This is a genomic window from Sphingobacterium anhuiense, from assembly GCF_042686355.1.
GTDB classification, from domain to species: domain Bacteria; phylum Bacteroidota; class Bacteroidia; order Sphingobacteriales; family Sphingobacteriaceae; genus Sphingobacterium; species Sphingobacterium anhuiense.
This window is the reverse complement of sequence record NZ_JBHUPE010000004.1, coordinates 651529-676801: the sequence shown is the minus strand read 5'-3', so window position 1 is coordinate 676801 and position 25273 is coordinate 651529. Positions and strand designations below refer to the sequence as shown.

Here is a 25273-nt window from a genome sequence, read left to right as displayed (position 1 = left end):
TAATTTAGTTACTAGCATTGATTTTAATACTTCGGAATGATACTTGATCGCCATGATCCTGCAATAGAATATAACCTTCATTAGCCTCTCCAAAATTCACCCAATCCTTATATTTGCTTTTTGCAACCAAGTCCTTAAATTCTTTAGAACCTCGTTCATAGCTCAACATTTTAACACCATTCAAATAGTGTTCAACTTTATTATCGGCAGTCACTACAATACGACCTCTATTCCACTCACCAATTGGTCTGCGAGCACGTCCATCTTGATTTGATGTCATCAAATCATAAAGTGAAGCCAATGTACGATTGCCATCTCGACCCAACTTTGCGTCTGGATGCAACTTATCGTCCAACACCTGATACTCCAAGCCTATAGCAGATCCTTTTGTCTTCTCTTTGAGTGTTACAAAATATTTAACGCCGCTATTTGCTCCCGGACTGAGTTTAAATTCAAATGATAGATCAAAAACCTTATATTTATCTTTTGTCACAATATCGCCACCATTAGTGGACTCACCACCATTGGACTTCAAAACCATTAATTGCCCATCTTTTACTTCCCAACCCTTTTCCGGAAATTTTGCCCCATTAACACTACGCCACCCATTGCTGCTCTTTCCGTCAAATAGCAATTTAACTCCATTTTTTTTCTCAGAAGCAACTACGTCGTTAGGTTTTAGATTTACGATGTAAATATCTTTAGGAAAAGCACGAGATTTTAAATTAGAAGTTTGGATCTTGATATTTTTAAAGTAAACCTTCTTTCCATCTAATTTCTCAGGTATACTATGTACCTGTAGACCTATAAATCCAGATCGGTCAATTGTATCCACGACATAGGAGACCGGAATATCATTTACCCAGGTACGTAACTCATCTCCAATAGCTTCAATGCGGATATGATTATATTCTTCTTGCTTATAAGCCTTCTTTGCATTTTCATTTAGATCCAGCGGATAAAGCCAACTACGACGTGCCTCATCATATATTCCACCTGTCCATGATCTTGAAGTAGGATCAATTTCAACCTGACGACCATACACCCGGCCAAGTCCGCCATTCGCAGTAGGGTCTAGATGACTCCGTGTCTGAATACCCGAATTTGTTTGGTCTCCCTCAAGTTTCACATCTAGCTCTAATATAAAATCACCGTATTCCTTATCGGTGATTAAAAATGAATTAGGTGTGCCTTTAGTCATCCGTCCAACAATAGCATCCCCTTCTACAGAATAGGGCGCCTTGCCTCCTACAGATTTCCAGCCATTTAATGTTTTCCCATCAAATAGACTCATCCACCCTTTTTCTGTATCTGTATTCATCTGAGCATATGAGAATACACCATTACTTAACATTGCACCGATAAAGACTGCTTTGACAATTGCATTTTTTTTCATTGGAATTATATTTTTAAACAAGATGAATCAAGTATAAAGCATGAATTGATCTATAATAGTTTCACCTACATAATTAGTTATTGAGCACAAGGCTCATTTTATTCATATTTAATCAATATGATCAGGACAATCACTATATGTTTTCACATAAATTGCAATGATAAATGCTTTAGTAAAAACAATAATTAAAGAATTTATGAAATTAACTCATAAATATGATTATTGATCAAGAAATAATATAAAACGGTTTACAATTGAAAACATACATTATGGTAATTTTTCAATCTGTTGGTTTATCATTTTATTAAAATTAAAACAATAGTATCAATTACATCTCTAAAAATCCACCAAAACAAATTAATTATTTACGAAAACGTTTGAATATGTCACTTATAACACATACTTACATTTCATATGCTACACTAAAAAGAAAAACAAAGTAGCGCATTTAAATAACCACAAAAAGATAAATTTACATTAATTAACAGTTATTTTAAACAAAAATCTATTAATTACTGTTATGGAATCAGTAGCGAAAGTGAAAAAATATTTCATTAAGTAAGGTACTTAAAAAGCATCAATTAACATATTAAGCTAACTGGATTAGCTTAGATTTTAGAATGGAAAAATAAATTTTAAAAAGAATGCTCATTATTTAGTAAAAATTAGAAATAAGAAAAAATCAGTATCATGAAAGAAATCACCTCAAAATTTGAAAAAGTACTTAATGCATCTAGTTCTTATGGTAATGTAAATCACGAACCCGATTCAAGCAAAGAACAACAGCGAAATACTCCTCAGAAATCAATGCCATTTTCCGATCAAATTGGTAATTATCAACGCAATAAAGGTATTCCCCCAAAATCGTATCAAAATAGTAAAGTTTATATTATTGGAAGTGGTATTGCAGGTATGTCGGCCGCTTACTATTTCATAAGAGATGGACATATCCCTGCAGAAAACATAGTCTTTCTAGAGCAACTTCACATTGATGGCGGTTCCCTGGACGGATCTGGGAATGCTACAGAAGGCTATGTGATTCGGGGAGGACGAGAAATGGATATGACCTACGAAAATTTGTGGGACATATTTCAAGATATTCCTGCTCTTGAAATGCCTGAACCTTATTCAGTTCTTGATGAATACCGTTTGATCAATGATAATGACTCCAACTTTTCCAAAGCACGGTTGATCCATAACAATGGAGAAATTAAGGACTTCAGCAAATTTGGATTAGCAAAATTAGACCAGCTTGCTATCATTAAACTTTTATTAAAGAAAAAAGAAGATTTAGACAATATCACGATATCGGATTACTTTAGTGAGTCATTTTTAAGCAGTAATTTCTGGACATTCTGGCGAACCATGTTTGCTTTCGAAAACTGGCATAGTTTACTGGAGCTAAAACTATACATGCATCGCTTTCTACATGCTATTGATGGGCTAAATGACCTATCTTCGCTTGTATTTCCAAAATATAACCAGTACGACACCTTCGTTACACCATTACGCCGTGTATTACAGAAAAAGGGCGTTAATATCAGATTAAATGTATTAGTTAGTGATCTACATATTCACAGCAATACGGAAGGGAAAACCGTCGAAAGTATCATTACTGAACAAGATGGAAAGGAAGTAATCATTCCAGTAGGAAAGGAAGATTTTGTGATCGTTACTACAGGCTCTATGACCGAAGATACGTTTTATGGCGACAATAAAACAGCACCCATTATTGAAATCGATAACAGTACAAGTGGACAAAGTGCCGGATGGAAATTATGGAAAAATCTCGCTGCTAAGTCGGAAGTATTTGGAAAACCAGAGAAATTTTGTAGTAATATTGAAAAGTCATCGTGGGAATCAGCTACATTAACTTGTAAACCTTCTGCTTTAATTGATAAGCTGAAGGAATATTCGGTAAACGATCCATATTCTGGAAAAACAGTTACTGGAGGTATAATTACGATTACAGATTCCAATTGGTTGATGAGTTTTACCTGCAATAGGCAACCCCATTTCCCTGGACAACCTGACGATGTACTCGTTCTATGGGTATATGCATTGTTTATGGATAAACAAGGTAACTACATCAAAAAAACAATGCCAGCATGTACAGGAGATGAAATTTTGAGCGAATTATGTTTTCATCTAGGTATTGTGGATCAATTGGATGATGTGATTAAAAACACCATAGTAAGAACCTCATTTATGCCATACATCACCTCCATGTTTATGCCTCGCGCCAAAGGAGACCGCCCAAGAGTAGTCCCAAATGGTTGCAAAAATTTAGGCCTTGTGGGGCAATTTATTGAAACAAATAACGATGTCGTATTCACCATGGAAAGTTCGGTGAGAACAGCACGAATCGCAGTATATGAATTACTGAACCTGAATAAACAAGTTCCAGATATTAATCCTTTACAATATGATATCCGCCACCTCTTGAAAGCAGCTAAAACTTTGAACGACGATAAGCCTTTCGTTGGAGAAGGTCTATTAAGAAGGGTATTGAAAGGTTCATACTTTGAACATATTTTACCAATAGGAAGTAACGAAAATGATGATCATGAATCTTTTGTGCAAGAACAGATCACCAAGTTTAAAGACTGGATAAAAGGTATAAAAGGCTAATCAGCAACATGAAATCCAATGTAATTACAACAGTTACATTGGATTTTTTATTTTAATCATCGCAACAATACAGTTAAAAAAAGATTTTCTTAATATTTCCTATTTGGATGATTTCGCATAATGGAATAATAAGACGCTGTAAAAGCAGCTAAACTTTTATATCCAACCATAAAACCAATTTCACTTAAAGTATGTTGTTTCGTATCGATGAGCTCAATACTCTTGAGCACCCGAATAAGTTGTATGTATTTTTTTAAGGTTATTCCTGTTTCCTTTTTAAACAAACGCTGCAGTGTACGGATTGACAATGTGGACTGCGCGGCAAGTTCTTCAATTTTAAGGTTTATAGTATAGTGATTATTTATATAATTGCAAACAGACAACAAACGTTGATCTCCAGGGACAGGTATTTGTAAGTAATTGCTCTCTTTGCAAAAATTAGGCAGGCTAGTCTGCAATGCTTTTAAGAATATAGCCTGCTCTTCATCCTCAGTAAGAAGTTTATTCCATTTTGATGCGTACCGAAGCATCTCTATTAAAACAGCCGGTGCAGGAAATACATGAATGTCCTGAAAAAAACTGTTTTCTAAATCAGATTTAAATAAGACGACCATAAGTTTCACCTGTGAAGCTTCCGAAACAACACGATGTTTGAGACCCGAAGGAATCCAGATAACATGATTTTTAGGAACAAGGTATATATTGCGATCCAGATGAAAATACTGGTACCCCTCTTCTACAAAAGTTAATTGACTTCGCGCATGAAGATGCTCATGTTCATCATGTTGCCAATTATCCTCATACCAAACATACATATCCTTTGGAATAAGATCTACATAGATTCCTTTACCTTGTTCCGTAAGTCCGCATTTCGATCTGTCGTTTTGCATGTTGTTTTTGGCAAATTTAATAAAAATGACTTACCTAATTTTGTAAGTGAACATAATAATTAAGATCTATGATTAACTTACGTAATATATTAATCGCATTAATATCAATATTTTCAAATGTAGCACACGCACAACAGAAAAAAGCGCGTGTACTTGTACTCATACATTCCGACAATGGAAGCACTTATGAGCTCGCTAAAGAATTTGCAAAAGGACTAGAAAGTTCCAATCAAGCAGAAGCAATTATCAAAATGGTTAAAAAAAATGAGCATGCAAAATTAAAAGAAATTCCTGTTGCTACCCCAAATGAACTTTCATCATATGATGGAATAGCTTTTGGTTCACCCATTTATTTTGGGAACATGAGTACTGCTATGAGCGAATTTTTATCAAAGACTGTCGATCTTTGGACAAAACATGGTTTGGAAGGTATGCCTGCTACCGTTTTCATGTCTGCAGGTAGCGGCGCGGGTAAAGAACTAGCCATTCAATCCATTTGGAATAGCCTCGCTGTACATGGGATGGTACTCGTTTCAAATGGCATTCGTGGTAATGAAAAAATTGACGTCAAAATTCCACAAGGTAACACAGTATTGGGTACAACAAGTCTTTCCTCTGCAAAAAATGTCGAAAGACCAAGCGAAAGTGAGCGCTATTTAATCAAGCTCCAAGGTGAAAATTTTGCCAAAATTGCACTTGCCCTAAAAGGCACCTTCTTTAGGAGCACTGTTCCTTTGTTAGAAAATAAAACAACAGTTGCATCAACATTAGAACAAAAAAAGATTACACTACCAGAAGTTCCCCAACCAGCAGGTAATTACAAACCTTACATTCGTACAGGTAATTTAATCTTCATCAACCAGGTAGCGTTAAAAGACGGAAAGATTCTTAACCCTGGAAAATTAGGAAAAGAACTCAACGAACAACAAGTAAAAGAAGCGACCAGAACAACAATGCTCAATGTGATAGCTGTGCTAAACGAAGCTGTTGGCGGAAATCTCGAACAGGTTAAACGCTGTGTTCAGTTAACTGGAATATTCAATACACCCGAAGGTTATACCAAGCATGCTGACTTAATGAACGTAGCCTCTGATCTTACAGTTGATGTTTTCGGAGAAAAAGGAAAGCATGCCCGCGCAACATTTGGTGCATCTTCCATTCCTGTAAATTCTGCTGTTGAAATTCAAGCTATCTTTGAAATTGACTAAAAAATTAAGCTTCATTGTTCATCAGCTAAAAACTTCCATTTCGTCCTAGAGCTTATAGAAATCTGGTGGATCCCTATCTTTTTCAATTGAATCCCATTATCCTTGCCCTGTTAAAGGAAAAAATAAAATATATTTGCCACAGATCACCAAATGATGTTACTAAAGCGAAAATAAGCAGGTACATCAGAAATTTATTTAGAAATGGAAATAAGAAACAGCACAGCTCATGATATTGAGGATATCTTCAAAGTTTACGAACAGGCCTCAGCATATAAACTACAAGTTGGCAATAAAGGTTGGAAGGGGTTTAAATTAGCTCAGGTACAAAAGGAGATCGATGAAAATAGACATTTTGTTATACTAGAAGGATCAGTTGTAGCTTGTACATTTGTACTTACTTTCAAAGATGATGTTATCTGGAAAGAATCTGCTAACGATAACGCGATTTATATTCACAGAATAGCAACAAATCCTTTATTTAGAGGAAATTCTTATGTAACAAAAATCGTCGCTTGGGCTAAAGAATATGCAATTGCAAATGAAAAAAAATTCATTAGACTAGATACTCATAGTGGGAATGATAAAATAAACAACTACTACATAAGCTGTGGTTTTATATTTAAAGGAGTGAGTCAAATTAAATGGACCCCAGAATTACCTGAACATTATAAAGAAGGATCATTTAGCTTGTTTGAGATAGCATTATAAAAAAACTATTCGCTTCTTATCCTCAGCAAGATAAGAAGCGAATACTACATATTGATCCAATAATTGATCTTCATCATAAAAGTATTGCTTGCGGGTAACCCAAACATCCGATCTAGATTATTTCCCCAGCCGGTTTGATAAATCTCGTCACGATTAGAGCGATTATGTTCCCAGACAAGATACAAAGTAGATCCAGGAAGATACTCCCAGCGTGCAACTAAGTTTGAGCGAAATTCATTAAAACTAAAGTTTGGATCTTTGAACTTTAGCACATGGTTTCCTTTATCAACTTCATAAACACCTGAATTAAAACTTATTTCCTCTGCCGTAAACATTCTAAAACGATCCTCATAAGTGTGAGAATCTGTATTCGCGGCTTCTTTAAAGCGATCATATTTAGCAACTGAAGTGAAAGGAGAACCATAATATTGAATTGAAATATCAGGTGTTAGATTCATCTGCATATTTAAGGTAACACCATAGGTTTGTTGTTTCATACGCCCCATAACATAGGTCGTGCGATCTGTACTCTTTTCCGTTGGTAAAATACTATTTACATATTGCAGATTATCTTTATTCCATGCATAATTTAGCTGTCCTGTAAGACGAACATGGTCCCCTAACCGGAAGATCATACTTGGGTGTATTGCATTATACCCCGTCTCCTGTTCCAAATAGTGTCGTCCATTATAATCCAATTTAAAAACGATCCGTTTTGCACGATCTGAACTAACCATTACATTAGATTCAAAATTAGAATTCAATCTTAAGTCTGGCCCTCCACGAAGTTGACGGCTATCAATGGTATTCCAGTTAAAGGTTTCCTTGATATCCATTTCGATACGACGTTTCGTACTTAAACTCCTCCAACGGAGTGCAATATTATTATTAATAGCCTTTCCACCATAATTCCACATATTTTTCTGCGTTAGATTAATTCCTGCAAAACGAAATGGGCCCCATGGATCTGTTTTTCGATAGGTGATCTCAGATTCATTAAATTTAAAATCAGATTGACGAAGATACCCCACATTGTTAAGATCGAATCCCGGTGATGACCAACTAAAAGTTTCTGCAAAATTCCATTGCGCATTTCCTCTCTTACCCACTTTTACATAACCACCCGTACCTTGTAAGGTCTTCTTATCCGGATCTAAATTCAGATAATCCGAGCCTGATTCACGTTGATAATAGTGGGTCGCATTCATTTTCGTATTAAGGATCGCATCAGCTGAGCCATGTAAAGTACTGAACATACCTTTTGCATCGATATAGTAAAGACGCTTAGCAAAGTACTGCGTAAAATCAACTCCAGTTGTAAAAGCATTTTCAACCATTGCATCTTCCAGATCTTTTCTTCCTAACTTACGATTTACCGAAGTTACCATACCACCTACTAGTGTATTGCCTTCCCAATTTTTTTGTACACGAGCCACCGTATAATTGGTTAAAGGCTCTGTAATCTCTTTATCGGGTTCACCATTTCGCATCACTTTAGAAGTAGTCTCCGCAGTAATGCTTTCAAGAAATCCAACTGTAACACCATTTCTGTTCGTGCCCGTTAACTTCATAGCACCTAAAATGGGAATAGGATTTGGTGTGCTCGCAAAACTTGTCAGATTATCTATATTTTTGGGTCGATAAGTAGGCATTGCTCCTATTCTACGGGAGTAAAACATCATCCCCTCTTCATTATTATCAAACTCCAAAATATGTTTACCTTCAAGAAAAAAAGGTCTCTTTTCATCATAAAAAATCTCGAAAGCGGATAAATTCATGACCGACGGATCCAGTTCAACCTGACCATAATCTGGATTTATAGTCATATCCAGTGTAAAATCATTCAGTGCAAATTTCGCATCTAAACCCGCAGTGGCTTGCCACCTGCTCCCTTTCTGAAAAGGGCTGTTAGGTACTTTCGGATTTCGGACAAATTTGCTCATCGTGTATGGCAAAAATTCAATTCCTCTTGGCTTTGGCAAGTCTGTCATACCGTGCATCTCTCCAAAAGAAAAAACATGTCCATTATTTTTTATTGGAATTAAACTCCAATTCTGCACCTCATTATTTCTACGAATGATGCGCCTTACATGTAAACCCCAAATACCATCTTCATTTTTCTGATTATAACGCAATTGGCTAAAAGGAATTCTCAGTTCTGCCGTCCAGCTTGAATCTGCAAGGTCGATATTCGTCCGTCCTTCCCACACAGTATTCCAACTCAGATTGACAGATAATTTATCCGTCACCGTCAAATCTGTCTTATTTCCTCCCAGATTAACATTAAATTCAGACGCCACACGATAATCATGATAGGTGTCAAATGCAATACTGATCAAATCTCCATTACTGTTATCATCGCGATTACCAATAAATGCATTCATGGTTTCAGGGTGTACATCCTTACAATAAACTCCTACATAAACATTTTCATCATCATAAAATATTTTCATCCGAGTCCATGAGGGTGTATAAACGCGTTCAAAAGGAATTACCTGAGAAAACTTTTCCGACCATTCTCCCTTATCCTTCCATATAGTTTCATCCAGTTTCCCATCAATTCGAGGCTGTTCTCCTGTAAGTTTTGTAATATGATACGCTCTTTTATAAGCGCTGTCTAAAGAAACGACCTCTTTTCTTTGATCCTGAGCCTGACATAGACTATGGATGAACAAAGAAGCCAGGAAACAATAATATTTCATAAATTATCCAATTATTTTTGTAGGTTCTATATAATATTGGTGTTATATATAAGTCAATTGACCAAGTTAAATAAAATAAATCATACTATAATTGAATTTGCAACAGATTATTAAGATAACTTCCTTTGTTAAAAATTAAAATTCATAAAAAGAATATCAAACTCAGTTCCTAGCATCAATCTATAAACATCCCAATAATATTTCTCGCAAGTAAATGGAAAATTAAATGAAAACACTATCTTAGTAATCAATAGCTAATTATTTAAACCATTTTATGATTAATTCCACTAATAACACGACCATATACTGGAGTTTTGGAAAAAAAATAGGATTTCGTTTTTCTTTCGTTTTTATTTTATTATTTATAGTGATATGTAATAACGGTTCATTCCCTCTTTTCAGCTTCATCAATAGACCATTGATTATGCTAATGCATATCTGTACACCATGGTTTTCGAAAAATATATTAAAATATCAATACGACTATTCTATTTTCTCCAACGGTAGTGGAGATACTTCTTATGACTGGGTAACACTTCTTATATTAGTTATCATTAGTGTTCTGGGAACCATCATTTGGACCTTGATAGATACTAAAAGAAATAATTACAATAAGTGCTATTATTGGTTGACGGTCTTTATTCGATATTATATTGCATTCATGCTCATCAACTATGGTGTAATCAAATTGATGCATGCACAAATGCCGCCTTCAGGATTGACCAAGCTTATGCAACCTTTAGGTGAATTTTCTCCAATGGGATTGGCATGGAATTTCTTTGGTTTTTCAAAAGGATACAATATTTTTATTGGTATTATAGAAGCAATGGCAGGCCTACTCCTGTTTAGGAAAACAATGGTTTTAGGCGCTTTAATCACAGTGGCGACAAGTTTAAATATAATGGCCATAAATTATTTTTACGATGTGCCTGTAAAGTTGATGTCAACTGCACTGGTCATATTATCGGTATTTTTATTACTTCCCTATCTCAAATCTTTAATAGATCTTTTTTTCAAAGGAGAGGCTAGTCAACTTAAGCAAATTAATAGGCCTGTGTTCAATAAAACATGGAAAAAGTGGGGCGTATCGATATGCAAAGTTTTACTGATTATACTGTTTATTTCAACCCAGCTATTTAGTGTTTTTAATCGACAGAAATTAATAGCACAATATTTTAAGAAATCGCCATTGTATGGCATTTATCAAATCAATACAAGTTCAGACAAAAGGATTAGTATACCAAATGACTGGTCATATGTAATATTCGAATATGAAGGAAATGCACTGGTGCGTGATAATTTTTACCATGCACAATATGTCGGAGCTGGTTTTAATACCCCTGAAAGTAAGATGACCTTAAACAATTATACCTTTGATTATAAACTCGAAAAAAATGGTGATGTATTGTTAAAAGTAAAAATAAAAGATCGATTGGAAGAAATCAGACTTACAAAAAAGGACCCTAAATCATTTGAGTTAATGAATCGTGGTTTCAACTGGATACAGGAATATCCGAACAACAGATAATTGGATCCAATCGTTAATCAAAAAGATTCCTATTTAAACAACCTACAAAAGAAAGATCCTGAAGATTCAATGGCAACATACAGTTCTTCATCTTCAACTTTAGTGGGGTATATTTTAATAAAATCACCCTGCCCGGGACAACCTTTCCCGGTTGTTAAATTAAACCGATGCCGGTGATAAGAACAAACCACTTCTTCACCCTCGCTCCAGCCCGTAACAAATGAAGCCCCTGCATGTGGGCATTTCCTGGAAAATGCTTTCCAGCCATTTGCATTATGCATAATACATATCCGGGTGCGACCCGCCTCTACCTCGTAAATTCGGTTTTCAACATAAAAACTCGTTTTATCGATCTTATACCATTGCAACATAATTAAAGATACATAGAAAGTTTCGACTTATTTTTTATCTTTGCGTAAATTCAAAAAACTAGCATATTTTATGGCTTTACAATGCGGTATCGTTGGATTACCTAACGTAGGTAAATCAACACTATTTAACTGTTTGTCTAACGCTAAAGCACAAGCGGCAAACTTTCCTTTTTGTACTATTGAACCAAATGTTGGGGTTATCACTGTTCCTGATACCCGTCTTAATAAATTAGCTGAATTGGTTAATCCTCAAAAAATTGTTCCAAATACAATTGAGATTGTTGATATCGCTGGTTTAGTAAAAGGCGCTTCTAAAGGTGAAGGTCTTGGTAATCAATTCTTAGGGAATATTCGTACAACAAATGCAATTATTCACGTTTTACGTTGTTTCGACGACGGCAATGTGATCCATGTTGATGGATCTGTAGATCCTATCCGTGACAAAGAAATCATTGATACTGAGTTACAGTTGAAAGATTTGGATACTGTTGTGAAACGTATTCAAAAAGTAGAAAAAATGGCCAAAACAGGTGGAGATAAAGATGCAAAACGCACTTATGAAATCTTATCTGTAGTAAAAGACCATTTAGAAGCTGGTAAATCAGCTCGTACAGCACCTCTTGAAAAAGACGATTTCGATTTCATTCAAGATTTAGCATTACTAACAGTAAAACCTGTATTATACGTTTGTAATGTGGACGAAGCTTCTGTCAATACCGGTAATGCTTATGTTGACCGTGTAAAGGAAGAAGTTAAGGATGAAAATGCACAGGTATTAATTATTTCTGCTCAGATTGAATCGGAAATTGCACAATTAGAAAGTTTTGAAGAGCGTCAGATGTTCTTAGATGATCTAGGTTTAGCGGAATCTGGTGTTTCTAAATTGATCGTGGCAGCTTATTCACTATTGGACTTAGCAACATACTTTACTGCTGGTGTGCAGGAAGTTCGTGCTTGGACAATTGAAAAAGGATTCACAGCTCCGCAAGCAGCAGGTGTTATTCATACGGACTTTGAAAAGGGATTTATCCGTGCAGAGGTAATTAAATATAATGATTTTATCGAATTAGGATCTGAAGCCGCTTGTAAAGAAGCTGGTAAATTATCGGTAGAAGGCAAGACATATATTGTTGAAGATGGTGATATTATGCACTTCAGATTCAATGTATAATTAATATTAAAATAATTAGAAAGGGCTGAAAACAAATATTTTCAGCCCTTTTCGTTTTAGTCATATAACAATACACCCGATACATTCCAGCTGCTGAAGCTTGTTCCCTCGCTTTCGCCTTGCGGAATATGAACACGGACAGTATGCTTTCCAGCTTTAAGTTTTCCTATATCGATAAAAATAGGATAAGTTACCGTTCCTGGACACCAATTAGAACGACTCAAATCCGAAGAAGATAGACCATTAGCAAAATTTCCGGAAGCAGGATTACTTAATCGATATGATCCACAATCGTTACGCCATGGCGTATAGCTAAATAATGGTACATCGTTAAAAAATATGCTATTTGTTTTAGGTACGAATTCATCACCATTACCCCATCCACCATGTCCGGTAGTCACGTAGCGCAGTTGAACATTTTCAGCATCCTCCTTCAACTCAAAAGTTACTGCCAGACCTTGTTCCTTATTGAACATCGTTCCGTACTCCTGACCGCCCATTTCCATTACATTAGTGGTATTAAAAATAGGTAGTAATTTTTTTAATGATTGGCTTCTATCAAAACCTGAATGTATCGTCAATTCAAGACTTACCTCATGCCCATTTTTATCATAATTTCCAATAAAAGCACCTACATATACTTCCTGATCACTGATAGCACCCGCAAGCTCACTTATGTCCTGTCTATATAATACAGAATCTTGCCACGTCTTGCCCTTCAATTTTAAATAATTAAATTGACTCACACCAAAAGGTGTAAAGAAGCGCATAAGCTCTAAGATAGGAGAATAATTTGCCGTACGGATCACGCCCTGGTATTTTTTACCATTACCATTATCATAAAACGGTAGCGTATTCATCCCTTTTTGCATACCATCTAAAAAAGACAGTTGCTGATCCTGTGGAATAATAAAAATAGAACCTGTACGATCGTAAGCGTCACCTTTTGATTTTTCAGTCAATTGCACAAATACAGTTTGTCCAGGATTAATTTTAGGAATTTTCACTTTTTTAACTATAACAGTACCATTTGCAAATCTTAAAATACTATCCGATTTACTATCATCAGAAAAGCTGATCTTTTCATTTCTAAAGACAGGGACTTGCGTAAACCTGCTTTTCCACAGCTCATCTTTATAGGTCAAATCATCAACATAGACCAATGACTGAGGCAAGTTTAATGACGTTGGCCATTCCTTCAGTTTTTCTATTTTACTTGCTGTTATTGCAGAATTACCATTACGGACTACTTCAAGTACAAAGCCGAGGTTCTGCCCCAAATCTGAAGGACCACCTTTTACCTTCAGCTCGGTCGTATACCAGATGTCAATGCTATTCGAGTTGACACTTGTCTTAGCTCTATAGCAAGTATAGCCTAATATTTTTTTAGTTTCCTTAGTAATCTCCAGATTTTGTTTATTGATCGCATTAGAATCAATTGTACCTATTTGTTTCATTGCATTGACCCGTGTCATCTTATAATAAGCATTTGAAGGTCTTTTAATAACAAAAAGTTCATAAGGCATCTTAGCCTCACCGCTCATAATCTTACGGCTTGTAATCACTGTTTGCTCGGTATTTGCATAAACTAAAGTCGGATCCTGCGATTCCATAACTTTATTATTACTGGAACGCTGATATTCAACTAAAATGCCTTTCTGAGCAAACAGTGATTGGAAAAAAAAGAGAGATAGAAATAGATATAATATACGCATAGTATGGAATAAATGATTAATTTTCAAATTTAAAAAAATGATTGATAATATGGCTAAAAAAGAGAAAAGCCTGAGAGAATCGAGCGATTTCCCAGGCTTTAAAGTACCTCTTGAAAGAGGTAATCAACCTAAACCTACTTCAAAGGTAAAATATATTTATTATTCTTACAAAATAATTATTTGAACACTGAAAAAATAATAAAGAAATATAGTGAAAAGCAATACAATTTTTATTATTTATCAATAAAAAATAGGATTTAAAAGAGCACTATTGCAACTCTTTTAACCAGATGCCAGATATCAATATTATTCGTTTGATATGGTGTAAATCCAACACAATAACGTTTTTTAAATAAAAATAATGAAATCAAAATAAAACTTATATAATTATGTAAATGACAATTTTAAAACTTAAAAGAAAAATAATATTTCTACAAATAAATAAAGGTTTTCAAACGGGGAGAATGAAAACCTTTAAAACCAATTATAAACCTAAATTATGATGCAACAAAGATAGTGTATATATTACACTATAACAAATTATTTATTCTTATTTTTTTTAATAATATTAAATTGTAGTAATTTTACTACAATTTAGAATGATTCTAAGTGTTTTTATATCCTCAGATTATCTTTATCTTTGTATAAAATCAGAAAAACACATGTTTACAGGAATTATAGAAACCTTAGGAAAGGTCAAAGATATTGTCAAAGAAGATACAAATATTCATTTGTATATCGAGAGCCAGATTTCCAATGAATTAAAGATAGATCAAAGTGTGGCCCATAACGGAGTTTGTTTAACCATTGTTGGAATTGAAGAAAATTTTCATCAAGTGACTGCAATTGATGAAACACTGCAAAAAACAAATCTTCAAGATTTAAAGATTGGCGATGTCATGAATATAGAACGTTGTACGCAGGCCAACGGACGTTTTGACGGACATATTGTACAAGGTCACGTTGATCAGATAGCAACATGTATCAGCAAACAAGATCAAGATGGAAGTTTCGTATTTACATTTCAATATGATCCAAAGCTTCAGAATATCACAGTTGAAAAAGGATCTATTACAGTAAACGGGATTAGCCTGACTGTAGTTAACTCTAAAATTGATCAATTTTCTGTCGCAATTATCCCCTACACTATTGAACACACAAACTTAAAAAATGTAGAAGTAGGTACAAAAGTAAATCTGGAATTTGATATCATAGGCAAATATGTATCAAAAATTATGGCTTTGAGAGATTAATCTCAAAGCCATATTTCATGTTACTCCAAATAATGTCCTTGTCGCATCAGCAATGCCCTGTACTTATTAAAGACACTTGATTTTGATACAAAGCCGAGGTAATTCCCATCCTTATCAATCACTGGTAATATCCATACATCATCTTTTTTCATCTTGAGCATGACCGACTCCATATCTTCTTCATGTATTTTAACAAGATCAGTAGGTGTTTCCGCTAACTTACTAAAAGGTTGGTCGATACCTTCCTCCTCACCCAATAAAATAGAAAATAAGCGTTCGCTATATAAGATACCGAGCAATTTGCCCTTTTCAGTAACAATAGGAAAAATATTACGCTTACTGTGAATAATATCAGACTGTCTCATTTTAGGGGTTTCTTCAGGTCTTAGTATGACAAAATTAGTTTCTAAAACATACCTTACCTTCATCATACTCAATACAGATCGATCCTTGTCCTCGTAAGACAGCAAGTCTCCTGAATCAGCTAAAACTTTCGTATAAATAGAGTATTTCAGTATCGATCTATTAATTAAATATGAAATGGAAGTGACAAGCATTAGCGGTACCATCAATCCGTACCCTCCAGTGATTTCTGCGATTAGAAAAACACCTGTCAATGGCGCATGCATGATTCCACTCAAGGCGCCGGCCATGCCGACCACTACAAAGTTAGGAACATTCAATTCTGTTATTCCTGTCAGATTGACTCCATAAGCAAAAGCAAAGCCCAATAGCCCGCCCATCACCAGACTAGGACCAAAAACACCTCCGTTTCCACCACCATTAAGGGTAAACAGAGCGGCAAATGATTTGGCAAAAAGAGTTAAGACCGAATAAGCTAATATTACAAGCCCGATATCTTGATAATCTGCAAATAGACTATTCTTAACAATGGCATTAAATTGACCATTCAATATTTGCTGAATCGCAATATATCCTTCTCCGTAAAGAGCAGGGAAGATAAAGATCATCAACCCCAATGATATGCCACTAACCCACACCTTATTGTAAGGATTTTTAATATTTGTAAACCAATTCTTGACAATACTACTGATTTTCGCAAAATAAACAGAATAACCACCAACCAATAAAGCTAACAATAAGTAGAAAAATAGTGCAGACACCTCCCACTCTGTACTAAAAGTATGAAATAGGGGTTCACTATATAGAGATTGTGCAACTACCGATGCCATTGCTGCCGAAATCAATAACGGAATAAGTACGGGAATGGAGAATTCCGGTAATAAAATTTCGATAGCGAATACCATTCCTGCTAAAGGACTGTCAAAAGCCCCTGCGATACCAGCTGCAGCTCCACAAGCCAATAGCATCGTCACCTCTTTATATTGCAAGCCAAAAAATCGCCCCGTATTAGATCCTATAGCAGATCCACTCATCGCAATAGGTGCCTCTAATCCACAAGATCCTCCAAACCCAACGGTTATAGCCGAGGTGACTATCTGCGAATAGACATTGTGAACAGGAATCTGACTCGATTTTCTGGAAATGGCATAAATAATAGGTGTTATACCGTGCTCCAGATGTTTCGCCTTTAGCACCTTACGCACATACAAGACACTCAAAAGAATACCTAATAATGGGAAGAATAAATAGAATGAATATTTATAATGCCAATCCACATCATCCTGTAAGGTCGAAGCAATAAAGTGCGTTAATGCTTTTAACACAGAAGCAGCTACACCACCTATAATCCCGACTACAAAAGCTAAAATAATGATAAAGTTTCGATTCGAAATTTTATGCATCCGCCAATGATTAAGCGCATCTAATTTTCTATTAAGCCTGCCTCTTAATGTTTTACTATTCATTTTATATTATTGAAAACTTAGAACCTCTTTCTTTTTCTTTGATTTAAACTTTTCCGGTATTGCTTCCATAATCTCACGCGATAACGCTTCAATAGCTTGTTTTTTGACAAAATTCTGTGTTGTTACAAGACTTATTTCACGGACAGGTTCCGGAGCTTTAAAATAACGAATCCGATTTAGCTGATCTTCATTATAATCTACAATAGATAATTCGGGTAATATTGTAATTCCCGAATTGATATCCACCATCTTTTTTAAAGTCTCTACACTCCCGGTATTATATTCAAAACGACCAGAACTATCATAATTATGTTTATGATGGCAGATGTTTAATACCTGTCCACGCATACAGTGACCTTCATTCAATAACCAAAGCTTATCCTCTCCGATATCATCAGAGCTCAACATCTTTTTACCGAAAAGCGGACTGTTTTCCGAAATATATGCCACAAAGTTTTCATAAAAAAGTGGCTTTTCAATTATTCCTGCTTCATGTAATGGTGTCGATAAGATCCCGCAGTCCAAAAGTCCTACTTTCAACTCGTGAACAATTCTTTCGGTGGTATACTCCCAAATTTGTAATTGCATTTTAGGGTATTTATCCATAAACCGTGTAAGAACCGTAGGTAACAAATAAGGGGCTATCGTAGGAATCACTCCTATACGTAACTCTCCGTCCAATTCACCATTTTCATTTTGGACAATCTCCAAAACTTTTTTACTTTCTATCAGAATAATACGAGCTTGTGCAATTATCTTTTCTCCAATTTCAGTAGGAATTACAGGTTGACGGCTTCGGTCAAAAATTTTAACTCCAATAGACTCCTCCAGTTTCTGGATTTGCATACTTAATGTGGGCTGTGTTACAAAACATTTTTCGGCAGCGGCTACAAAGTTTCTATATGTATCAACGGCGACTATATACTCTAATTGAATGAGCGTCATCTTATCAATTTTATTTATACAAAAGTAACAAACATATTTCATACCAAATGATCGAATCGCGATCGAAAGATATGTACTTAATATTTTTTATCTTTGAGCTTCGATCGGACAGAACAATCCTATTTAATAATATATAAACAAACATGAAGTTACTGAATACAAAATCCTGGAGTTTACTCCTACTTTTAGCGACAGCTGCTCCCACTATCCATGCGAAATCTCCTGACGAAGGAATGTTTCCTCTTAGCGAATTAAAAAATGCGGGATTGAAAAATGCGGGACTAAAAATAAATGAAAAGGATATCTATAATCCAGGAAAAGTCGGACTCGTTGATGCTTTAGTACAAGTAAGCGGATGTACAGGTTCATTTGTATCAGGAAGTGGATTGATCATCACGAACCATCACTGTGCATTCTCGGCAGTACAGCTTGCGAGTACTCCCATCAACAACTATCTTAAAAATGGTTTCGTAGCACAGTCACATGAACAAGAAATTGAAGCAAGAGGACTAACTATACGTATTACAGACTCTTACGAAGATGTTTCTGAGAAAATTCTGGCGGCAGTTGCACATATCACTGATCCATCCGAAAGAATAACAATTATTAAGAAAAAGCAACAAGAACTAGTAGAACAGGCTCAAAAACAGGATCCAACGATCAAAGCTGAAGTTTCTGAAATGTTTATCGGTAAGACATATGTACTATTCCGATATAAAACAATTGAAGACGTACGCTTAGTATATATTCCTCGTCAAAACATCGGAGAATTTGGAGGTGAAACCGACAACTGGATCTGGCCAAGACATACAGGAGACTATTCATTCTTACGTGCTTATGTTGGTAAAGATGGTGCATCTGCAAAATATTCAAAAGAAAATGTCCCTTATCAACCGAAAAAGTTTTTAAAAGTAAACCCGAAAGGTGTTAATGAGAATGATTTCGTCTTCATTTTAGGGTATCCAGGTAAAACATTTAGACACCGTCCTGCACAATACATTCAATATCAACAAAATTTTTTACTGCCTTATGTTTCTAATTTGTATGAATTTCAAAATGAGCGCATGTATGAGGCAGGAAAAACAGATAATGATGCCGCCCTTTACTTAGCGACACGTATTAAAAGAAACGCTAATGTTTTAAAAAACTATAAAGGAAAACTAAAAGGTCTTCGCAATATTGATTTAATAAATACCAAAATAAAAGAAGATCAAGCACTAAGTACTTTTATCAATAGCAAATCAGATTTAAAAAATAAATATGGCACGCTGATGAATGACATTGATGGCCTATACAAATTAATCAATCAAGACGTCTACAAAGAAATGTGGATGAATAACATCTACACGAGTACGAGTTTAATGCGCGTTGCAAAAGAAATTAATACGTTTAAGGCAGCGATGCTACAACAAAGTACATCACAAGATCAAAATGCTTTTTTTGAAGCTAATATTAATAAGTTAAAAACGAACTTAAAAGGTATCTACGAAAGTTACAGCATGTATGCAGATCTCCGTATCTTTGCTAAGATGCTAGCTGACGCACATACTTTCCAAGGGAACAATCAAATCGAAACAATACAAAAACTGAAGTTTCAAGACAATAATCTTGCAAGTGCATACGCCGGGGAGCTTATTACAGAATCGAAATTAAATAACAGCGCGTCAGTATTTAATGATATTTTATCAAATAGGACTAATTTGTTGGCTTATTCTGATAACCTAATGAAATTTCAATCGTCACTAGAACAAGATATTCAGCAATTTGCAGTTGAGCAAAAAAGAAGAGATGGAGTGTTAAATAAATTGATGGGAGATTATGTGGCAGTTAAGGAATTGTATCAGTCTAAAAACTTTATTCCCGACGCGAACTCCACATTGAGACTAACATTCGGAAACATAAAAGGTTACTCTCCTGTTGACGCGACGTACATGAAGCCATTTACAACACTAGCAGGTATTATACAAAAAGGAAATCTTGGAGAGGCAGATTTTGAATATCCAGCTGAAATAAAAACTGCTTGGGAAAACAAGAATTTTGGACCATATGTTAAGAAAGAACTGAACGATGTACCTGTTAATATGCTCTATAATATGGATACTACCGGAGGTAATTCAGGATCTCCTATTATGAATGCATATGGCGAATTGATCGGAGTCAATTTTGACCGCTCATACGATGCAACCATTAATGATTTTGCATGGAACGATAGCTATAGCCGTTCAATAGGTGTTGATATTCGTTACGTACTATGGGTAGCAGACAAAATTGACAATGCTCAATTTATATTAAAAGAAATGGGTATATAAGTATCCCCTGCAACAAATAATAAAAGGCTTATCGTATTTCCGATAAGCCTTTTATTATTTGATATTTAAATCACAAACAAAACTATTTATCTCCATCATCCATTAATCTTCCAAACCCAAATATATCCGTACGGTCGTCTTTCTTTCCCAAAATTATATTTCGGATCACCTGAGCGGCAATCATACTAAATGTAATGCCATTTCCGCCATACCCCAATGCATAAAGCATTCTTTTTTTACCGGGCCAGCTACCGATAAATGGTAAACCATCTGCCGTAGAAGAAAAAGTACCACACCACGCCATATTGACATCGATAGCAATATCCGGATATAATTTATTGAATTTCTTGACCAGTTTTTTAACTTTTCCCTTTAATAAACGGTCCCGTTTATCGGGGTCTCTAAATTCCTCGTCCTCCCCTCCCATCATGATACGATTATCTGAGGTCGTACGCATATAGAAATAAGGTTCCGCAGTTTCCCATATTAAACTTCTTTCTTTCCAAAATTGATCTTTATGAATAGGCTTAGAAACTAAAGCATAGGTTGAATTAAGATTCATAACCTGTTTTGGCAAAAATTGACCCGCCTCAAATCCTGCGGCAATGATCACATATTTACAGCGAACCTTAAACCCATTATCCGTCAATAGTTCATACCCATTTTTCACTTCATGATAATGATCGATCTGAACTGGAGAAAAAATTGGAAGTTGATGTTTTTTTTGATGATACTTAAGAATACCGGTCGCAGACTTATAAGTATCCATTTGTGCAGATGTATCATTATATAATGCGCCAAGACCTGCAATTCCATATTCCTTCTTTAGGGCTTTCCTATTTAATAAACGAACAGGAAGGTCATGTTTCACTCTCGCCTCATATTCTGCTTGAATGCTACTCCATCCCGCTTGATCACTTGCCAGATAGCATGTTGAGACACGTCTAAAATCTCCCTTTACACCTGTTTTTTTAAATACTTGCTCGATATCTGTAATCGACCTTAAACTTGCACGATAAGCACCAACTGCACGAGCCTCACCGACATCCCTAATCATTTCATGAAGAGGAACATCAATTTCATACTGCAACTGTGCTGTACTAGCAACTGTACTGCCATTTGATACGATTCTTTTATCAAAAATAGCACATTTTATGTCGTGTTCACAGAGCTCATGCGCAACTAGTGTTCCTGTAATACCAGACCCAATAATTGCCACATCAATTTCATAATCATTTTCTAAGGGATTGTTATAATCGTAAAGCGCATTTTTAATAATCCAAAAAGGTAATCCTGCGTATAAATCCATAAATTGTATTTACAAATACAACATTGGGTTTGGCAATTTGTTTTTTCTTAAAAGAAAAACAACACTAACAAATGAAAATAATAATTCGTATTTCCTAAAATTCAATTAGATTTGAGGGATCATTAACAGTAAATCACAGACATGAATTATCTCTATTTCTTATTATTTTGGATTTGTCAGATCGTTTCAACTATTATCTTTAAATATGGCGGAATTCACCCAAAATATCACTGGTCAGCATTAGTTGCAGGTAATATTATTCTAATCACTGCAAGCTGGTTTCTCATTCAATTATTCAAAACATTTCCACAGCCGATTGTAATTGCCTTATGTTCAGGGGGCACATTTTTAACAGTTCAGCTGGCAATGGCTCTTGTTTTTAAACAACCTTTGACCTGGATGCAGATTCTGGGTTCTACAATCATTGTAATAGGAATGGTGCTGGTGACCTTTGGTGGAAAAGATTAAGCAGTCTAAACCGATATTCTCCATGAATTGTATCACACTCAGTGTTTTGCAATCCATGGAGAATATTTTAAGTAATTTTAAAAACGAAGACCAATACTTAAATAAGGACGAAATCCTTCTTTTGAAAAACCTGCAACAGCCTGAATAACTAAAAGATCAGCAGGAATAAAATAAAAGCCACCGCCATACCCCATGTGCCAACGGTTTGAAGATTCATTCTTCATCCAAACTCTTCCCACATCGTGAAAACCAATAAGTCCTACAGTGCCAGGAACCAAATAGGAATCATAACTAAAAACTTTAAACCGTAGCTCAAAATTATTATATAACATGGATTGTCCAGTAAAGCGTTTAGAGTTAAAACCACGAAGGCTATTTTCACCTCCTAAATGTGCATATTGGAAAATTAAAGGATCTCCAATAAGGGTTTCAAATCCTGTCCGATTAGCAAGTGTTATCCAGTCACTTTCATTTGTCTTATAAAAATTGAAAATAGATCTTAATCGTATAAATTGATTATCATTAGTATTTAACTGCGTCTTTGCTTCAATCAAATTATCCCAAAAAATACCTTTTTTGGCATTATCTTTCTGATCGCGACTATCGTATTGAATAGATCCTAAAACTCCTGTAAAGAAAAACTTACCAAATACAGGTATAGCTGGATTTTCTGCAGCATACTTTTCAAAAAAATGTCCCTCATTAGCTTCTTCATGGCTCATAATAAATTCTGAAGAAGAACCCATTTTCCATTTCCAGTTTTGAGCAAATTCTCTCTTCAATAAAAAGTTGGCATAAATAACGTCATATCGGTTTCTGTAATATTGAATCCCACGTTCTTTACGCTGTTCATAATCTGTATTATTTCCTAAACCAAAAAAGTTTTCTTGGTTTTTAGGTCCATCAGATTCCAATTGAATCAAAAGATCATTTTTATTCCATATCGATTTAATATCGGCATTATATTTAAAACTAAAGGACTTGCGTCCAGTTGTATAATGCGCCCAAAAATCCTGCTTAAAGGCATAAGGATCTTTTCTAAACCCTTGTTTCTCTATCAAATAGCCAACCCCAAACAATAGGCCTTTATCTACTCCATATTCTAAAGAAGCCAACACACCAGTGCGATCATATTTAAAACTATTTCGATCATAACGATGTACTAGGGTATCATTTGACAATTTTAGGTTTATAAAAGGAGCATTCTTAAAGGTATTTTGAACTGCCTTATCATCATAAATATAAACATGCCTTCCATTCTCAAAATTAGGGTCTACTTTGTAATCATCCGTCCCCTTACCTCCTATCAACCGAAGCTTTATTTTTGATTTATTTTGACCACGAATATGATATACGTCTGAACCATCAAGCCCATAAATCCGTAATTCTTTTGTCTCGTGCGGAAAGAATGTTCTTTTAACCAGTTTCCTACCCTCTGATCCATCTTTCTTTTTATTTCTGATTTCCAGCTCAAGCGAACCGTCAGTATGATAGTTTAAATAGAAAAACTCATTCTTTGCTGAAGTGGCGATATCAACGTTCTTTGCTAAATCACCATAATACGTTAAAGCAGTAGACATCAGATTATCTCTTCTCGCACGTATATGACCTTTAAGCTGTTCTCCACTCAATCGTACAATTGTATCTGGCATCTGTGCTATTGCTTCATCTATTATGGCATCAGTTACAACCGATTGTACAAATTTGATCTCCTCATCCCAGTCCTTTCTATCCAAATGGTTTAAGAAGTAGCGGTCAAAATGCCTTTCATTGAAATTCCACTGACCGACATTGCGAATATGATCACCAAAAGGTTGCAAGTGCGCTTTCAGCCACTGCATGGATAGCAATACCGGAAGTACACCCGATGTTTTATAATATACTTTATCACGATCTCTCGGTACTGGACTATACACTTTCTTATCGTCAATTTTTTTAGAATCCCATCGCCAATTATCTTCATGACGATCCCAATCTCCTAAAATAAAATCAAGTAGTCTTGCACGCAATGTTAAACGCTGATCCACTTGAATATCATTATCTTCCTCTAACTTTCTCTGCGCTTTAAGCGTATTGTCAGTTTTCGCATCTTCATCCTCCAAAGGTACTCTTGGCTCAAACATATAAGCTCTATTCTTAAACAGAGCGCGATGTTCTCCTAAGCCAGGATCATCACCAACAAAGACCAGCTCTGGACTTGCATGTGGGATTTTTAATACACGATTAAAAGTAGGTACAGTTAGCGCTCCAAATGGATGAGCAATCGAAATTTGATCCTGAACAATATCCTTTGCAATCGTATTTCTCAAATGTTCAGGCAGACTCCTTTCCGGAAATTTATTAATAGACCTCAAAACCCATTCTCTACCCGTACTGTCTCTTAAACGTAGCGATTGTGTTTGCATACCTCCACCAAGCTTGACAACAGTAAGACCGCCAAGTTCCTTTTGAAGATGCATGACCCGCATTTTAACCGGCGTATTGTATAGTTCACGATAAGAATCACCTAACCAGAAACGATGCAACTTACTCACTTGATCATACGTAGGATCAATCATGGCAACCGCCGAATCACCTTCCATTTTAAATGACGACTGCCCACATACATGAGATACATTAGTGATGAACAATAGTGTACTTACAATGCTGTAGACATGCTTTTTAAGATGAAGGTTTTGATTATTCATACGGTAATAATTAATACGAGGTCAATTTTGAAACTAAAATACAGTAAAAAATTTAATTGCACTTCTGCTTTTCAATAGAAGTCAACAAAAATCATCACATTTAGTTGTAAGAATAGTGTTATGGGACTTCACTTATACTTTTTCTCTTACAAA

At 35.3% G+C, this 25273-nt stretch carries 17 protein-coding genes; 8 read left to right on the top strand and 9 right to left on the bottom strand.

Annotation, left to right across the window (positions count from 1 at the left end; genetic code table 11):
* Positions 1–4: 4 nt before the first annotated feature.
* Positions 5–1396: a 3-keto-disaccharide hydrolase gene (locus tag ACFS6I_RS08480; RefSeq protein WP_380919631.1), complete on the bottom strand. Its 1392-nt coding sequence runs from the start codon at positions 1394–1396 to the stop codon at positions 5–7.
* 690 nt (positions 1397–2086) lie between these two features.
* Between ACFS6I_RS08480 and ACFS6I_RS08475 the strand changes: the two genes are divergently transcribed.
* Entirely contained in the window at positions 2087–4027 is a 1941-nt protein-coding gene (locus ACFS6I_RS08475; RefSeq protein WP_380919629.1) for an oleate hydratase, read from the top strand.
* An 89-nt stretch (positions 4028–4116) separates the two neighbouring features.
* Here the strand turns inward: ACFS6I_RS08475 and ACFS6I_RS08470 are convergent, their stop codons facing one another.
* Positions 4117–4917, bottom strand: a complete 801-nt coding sequence (locus ACFS6I_RS08470) for an AraC family transcriptional regulator (protein WP_380919627.1) — start codon at positions 4915–4917, stop codon at positions 4117–4119.
* 68 nt (positions 4918–4985) lie between these two features.
* Here ACFS6I_RS08470 and ACFS6I_RS08465 point away from each other — a divergent pair, with 68 nt between their 5' ends.
* Together ACFS6I_RS08465 and ACFS6I_RS08460 are read left to right on the top strand one after the other, a co-directional pair.
* Entirely contained in the window at positions 4986–6125 is a 1140-nt protein-coding gene (locus tag ACFS6I_RS08465) for an Atu1372/SO_1960 family protein (RefSeq protein ID WP_380919625.1), read from the top strand.
* Positions 6126–6326: 201 nt separating this feature from the next.
* On the top strand, positions 6327–6833 hold the full coding sequence (locus ACFS6I_RS08460) for a GNAT family N-acetyltransferase (protein ID WP_132768424.1): 507 nt from the start codon (positions 6327–6329) through the stop codon (positions 6831–6833).
* Positions 6834–6877: 44 nt separating this feature from the next.
* Here the strand turns inward: ACFS6I_RS08460 and ACFS6I_RS08455 are convergent, their stop codons facing one another.
* A complete protein-coding gene (locus tag ACFS6I_RS08455; RefSeq protein ID WP_380919623.1) occupies positions 6878–9535 on the bottom strand; it encodes a DUF5916 domain-containing protein in 2658 nt (885 codons plus the stop codon).
* Positions 9536–9809: 274 nt separating this feature from the next.
* On the opposite strand from ACFS6I_RS08455, the gene ACFS6I_RS08450 reads away from it, so the two are divergent.
* A complete protein-coding gene (locus ACFS6I_RS08450) occupies positions 9810–11063 on the top strand; it encodes a hypothetical protein (protein WP_380919621.1) in 1254 nt (417 codons plus the stop codon).
* 29 nt (positions 11064–11092) lie between these two features.
* Here the strand turns inward: ACFS6I_RS08450 and ACFS6I_RS08445 are convergent, their stop codons facing one another.
* Positions 11093–11434, bottom strand: a complete 342-nt coding sequence (locus tag ACFS6I_RS08445; RefSeq protein WP_380919619.1) for a Rieske (2Fe-2S) protein — start codon at positions 11432–11434, stop codon at positions 11093–11095.
* A gap of 70 nt (positions 11435–11504) precedes the next feature.
* On the opposite strand from ACFS6I_RS08445, the gene ychF reads away from it, so the two are divergent.
* Positions 11505–12605, top strand: a complete 1101-nt coding sequence (gene ychF, locus ACFS6I_RS08440; RefSeq protein WP_380919617.1) for a redox-regulated ATPase YchF — start codon at positions 11505–11507, stop codon at positions 12603–12605.
* 56 nt (positions 12606–12661) lie between these two features.
* Here ychF and ACFS6I_RS08435 read toward each other — a convergent pair whose 3' ends face one another.
* Positions 12662–14320 (bottom strand): GLPGLI family protein, encoded by a 1659-nt coding sequence (locus ACFS6I_RS08435; RefSeq protein WP_380919615.1) that lies wholly within the window; start codon positions 14318–14320, stop codon positions 12662–12664.
* A 662-nt stretch (positions 14321–14982) separates the two neighbouring features.
* Between ACFS6I_RS08435 and ACFS6I_RS08430 the strand changes: the two genes are divergently transcribed.
* Complete coding sequence (locus tag ACFS6I_RS08430; protein ID WP_380919613.1) at positions 14983–15573, top strand: riboflavin synthase; 591 nt, start codon at positions 14983–14985, stop codon at positions 15571–15573.
* 20 nt (positions 15574–15593) lie between these two features.
* Here the strand turns inward: ACFS6I_RS08430 and ACFS6I_RS08425 are convergent, their stop codons facing one another.
* Both ACFS6I_RS08425 and ACFS6I_RS08420 read right to left on the bottom strand, forming a co-directional pair.
* On the bottom strand, positions 15594–17402 hold the full coding sequence (locus ACFS6I_RS08425) for a chloride channel protein (RefSeq protein WP_132768436.1): 1809 nt from the start codon (positions 17400–17402) through the stop codon (positions 15594–15596).
* A gap of 6 nt (positions 17403–17408) precedes the next feature.
* A complete protein-coding gene (locus ACFS6I_RS08420) occupies positions 17409–18347 on the bottom strand; it encodes a hydrogen peroxide-inducible genes activator (protein ID WP_021189329.1) in 939 nt (312 codons plus the stop codon).
* 143 nt (positions 18348–18490) lie between these two features.
* On the opposite strand from ACFS6I_RS08420, the gene ACFS6I_RS08415 reads away from it, so the two are divergent.
* A complete protein-coding gene (locus ACFS6I_RS08415) occupies positions 18491–20656 on the top strand; it encodes a S46 family peptidase (protein WP_380919610.1) in 2166 nt (721 codons plus the stop codon).
* Positions 20657–20738: 82 nt separating this feature from the next.
* On the opposite strand, the gene ACFS6I_RS08410 is transcribed toward ACFS6I_RS08415, so the two are convergent.
* Positions 20739–21965 (bottom strand): NAD(P)/FAD-dependent oxidoreductase, encoded by a 1227-nt coding sequence (locus ACFS6I_RS08410; protein WP_380919608.1) that lies wholly within the window; start codon positions 21963–21965, stop codon positions 20739–20741.
* 141 nt (positions 21966–22106) lie between these two features.
* Between ACFS6I_RS08410 and ACFS6I_RS08405 the strand changes: the two genes are divergently transcribed.
* Positions 22107–22433 carry a hypothetical protein gene (locus tag ACFS6I_RS08405; RefSeq protein WP_380919606.1) on the top strand — a complete coding sequence of 109 codons (327 nt, stop codon included), beginning with the start codon at positions 22107–22109 and terminating at the stop codon, positions 22431–22433.
* Between the two features lie 77 nt (positions 22434–22510).
* Here ACFS6I_RS08405 and ACFS6I_RS08400 read toward each other — a convergent pair whose 3' ends face one another.
* Complete coding sequence (locus ACFS6I_RS08400; protein WP_380919604.1) at positions 22511–25120, bottom strand: hypothetical protein; 2610 nt, start codon at positions 25118–25120, stop codon at positions 22511–22513.
* Positions 25121–25273: the final 153 nt, after the last annotated feature.

Coding starts and splice junctions, on each gene's coding strand:
- ACFS6I_RS08480 (WP_380919631.1), bottom strand. CDS start 1,396: ATGAAAAAAAATGCAATTGTCAAAGCAGTCTTTATCGGTGCAATGTTA.
- ACFS6I_RS08475 (WP_380919629.1), top strand. CDS start 2,087: ATGAAAGAAATCACCTCAAAATTTGAAAAAGTACTTAATGCATCTAGT.
- ACFS6I_RS08470 (WP_380919627.1), bottom strand. CDS start 4,917: ATGCAAAACGACAGATCGAAATGCGGACTTACGGAACAAGGTAAAGGA.
- ACFS6I_RS08465 (WP_380919625.1), top strand. CDS start 4,986: ATGATTAACTTACGTAATATATTAATCGCATTAATATCAATATTTTCA.
- ACFS6I_RS08460 (WP_132768424.1), top strand. CDS start 6,327: ATGGAAATAAGAAACAGCACAGCTCATGATATTGAGGATATCTTCAAA.
- ACFS6I_RS08455 (WP_380919623.1), bottom strand. CDS start 9,535: ATGAAATATTATTGTTTCCTGGCTTCTTTGTTCATCCATAGTCTATGT.
- ACFS6I_RS08450 (WP_380919621.1), top strand. CDS start 9,810: ATGATTAATTCCACTAATAACACGACCATATACTGGAGTTTTGGAAAA.
- ACFS6I_RS08445 (WP_380919619.1), bottom strand. CDS start 11,434: ATGTTGCAATGGTATAAGATCGATAAAACGAGTTTTTATGTTGAAAAC.
- ychF (WP_380919617.1), top strand. CDS start 11,505: ATGGCTTTACAATGCGGTATCGTTGGATTACCTAACGTAGGTAAATCA.
- ACFS6I_RS08435 (WP_380919615.1), bottom strand. CDS start 14,320: ATGCGTATATTATATCTATTTCTATCTCTCTTTTTTTTCCAATCACTG.
- ACFS6I_RS08430 (WP_380919613.1), top strand. CDS start 14,983: ATGTTTACAGGAATTATAGAAACCTTAGGAAAGGTCAAAGATATTGTC.
- ACFS6I_RS08425 (WP_132768436.1), bottom strand. CDS start 17,402: ATGAATAGTAAAACATTAAGAGGCAGGCTTAATAGAAAATTAGATGCG.
- ACFS6I_RS08420 (WP_021189329.1), bottom strand. CDS start 18,347: ATGACGCTCATTCAATTAGAGTATATAGTCGCCGTTGATACATATAGA.
- ACFS6I_RS08415 (WP_380919610.1), top strand. CDS start 18,491: ATGAAGTTACTGAATACAAAATCCTGGAGTTTACTCCTACTTTTAGCG.
- ACFS6I_RS08410 (WP_380919608.1), bottom strand. CDS start 21,965: ATGGATTTATACGCAGGATTACCTTTTTGGATTATTAAAAATGCGCTT.
- ACFS6I_RS08405 (WP_380919606.1), top strand. CDS start 22,107: ATGAATTATCTCTATTTCTTATTATTTTGGATTTGTCAGATCGTTTCA.
- ACFS6I_RS08400 (WP_380919604.1), bottom strand. CDS start 25,120: ATGAATAATCAAAACCTTCATCTTAAAAAGCATGTCTACAGCATTGTA.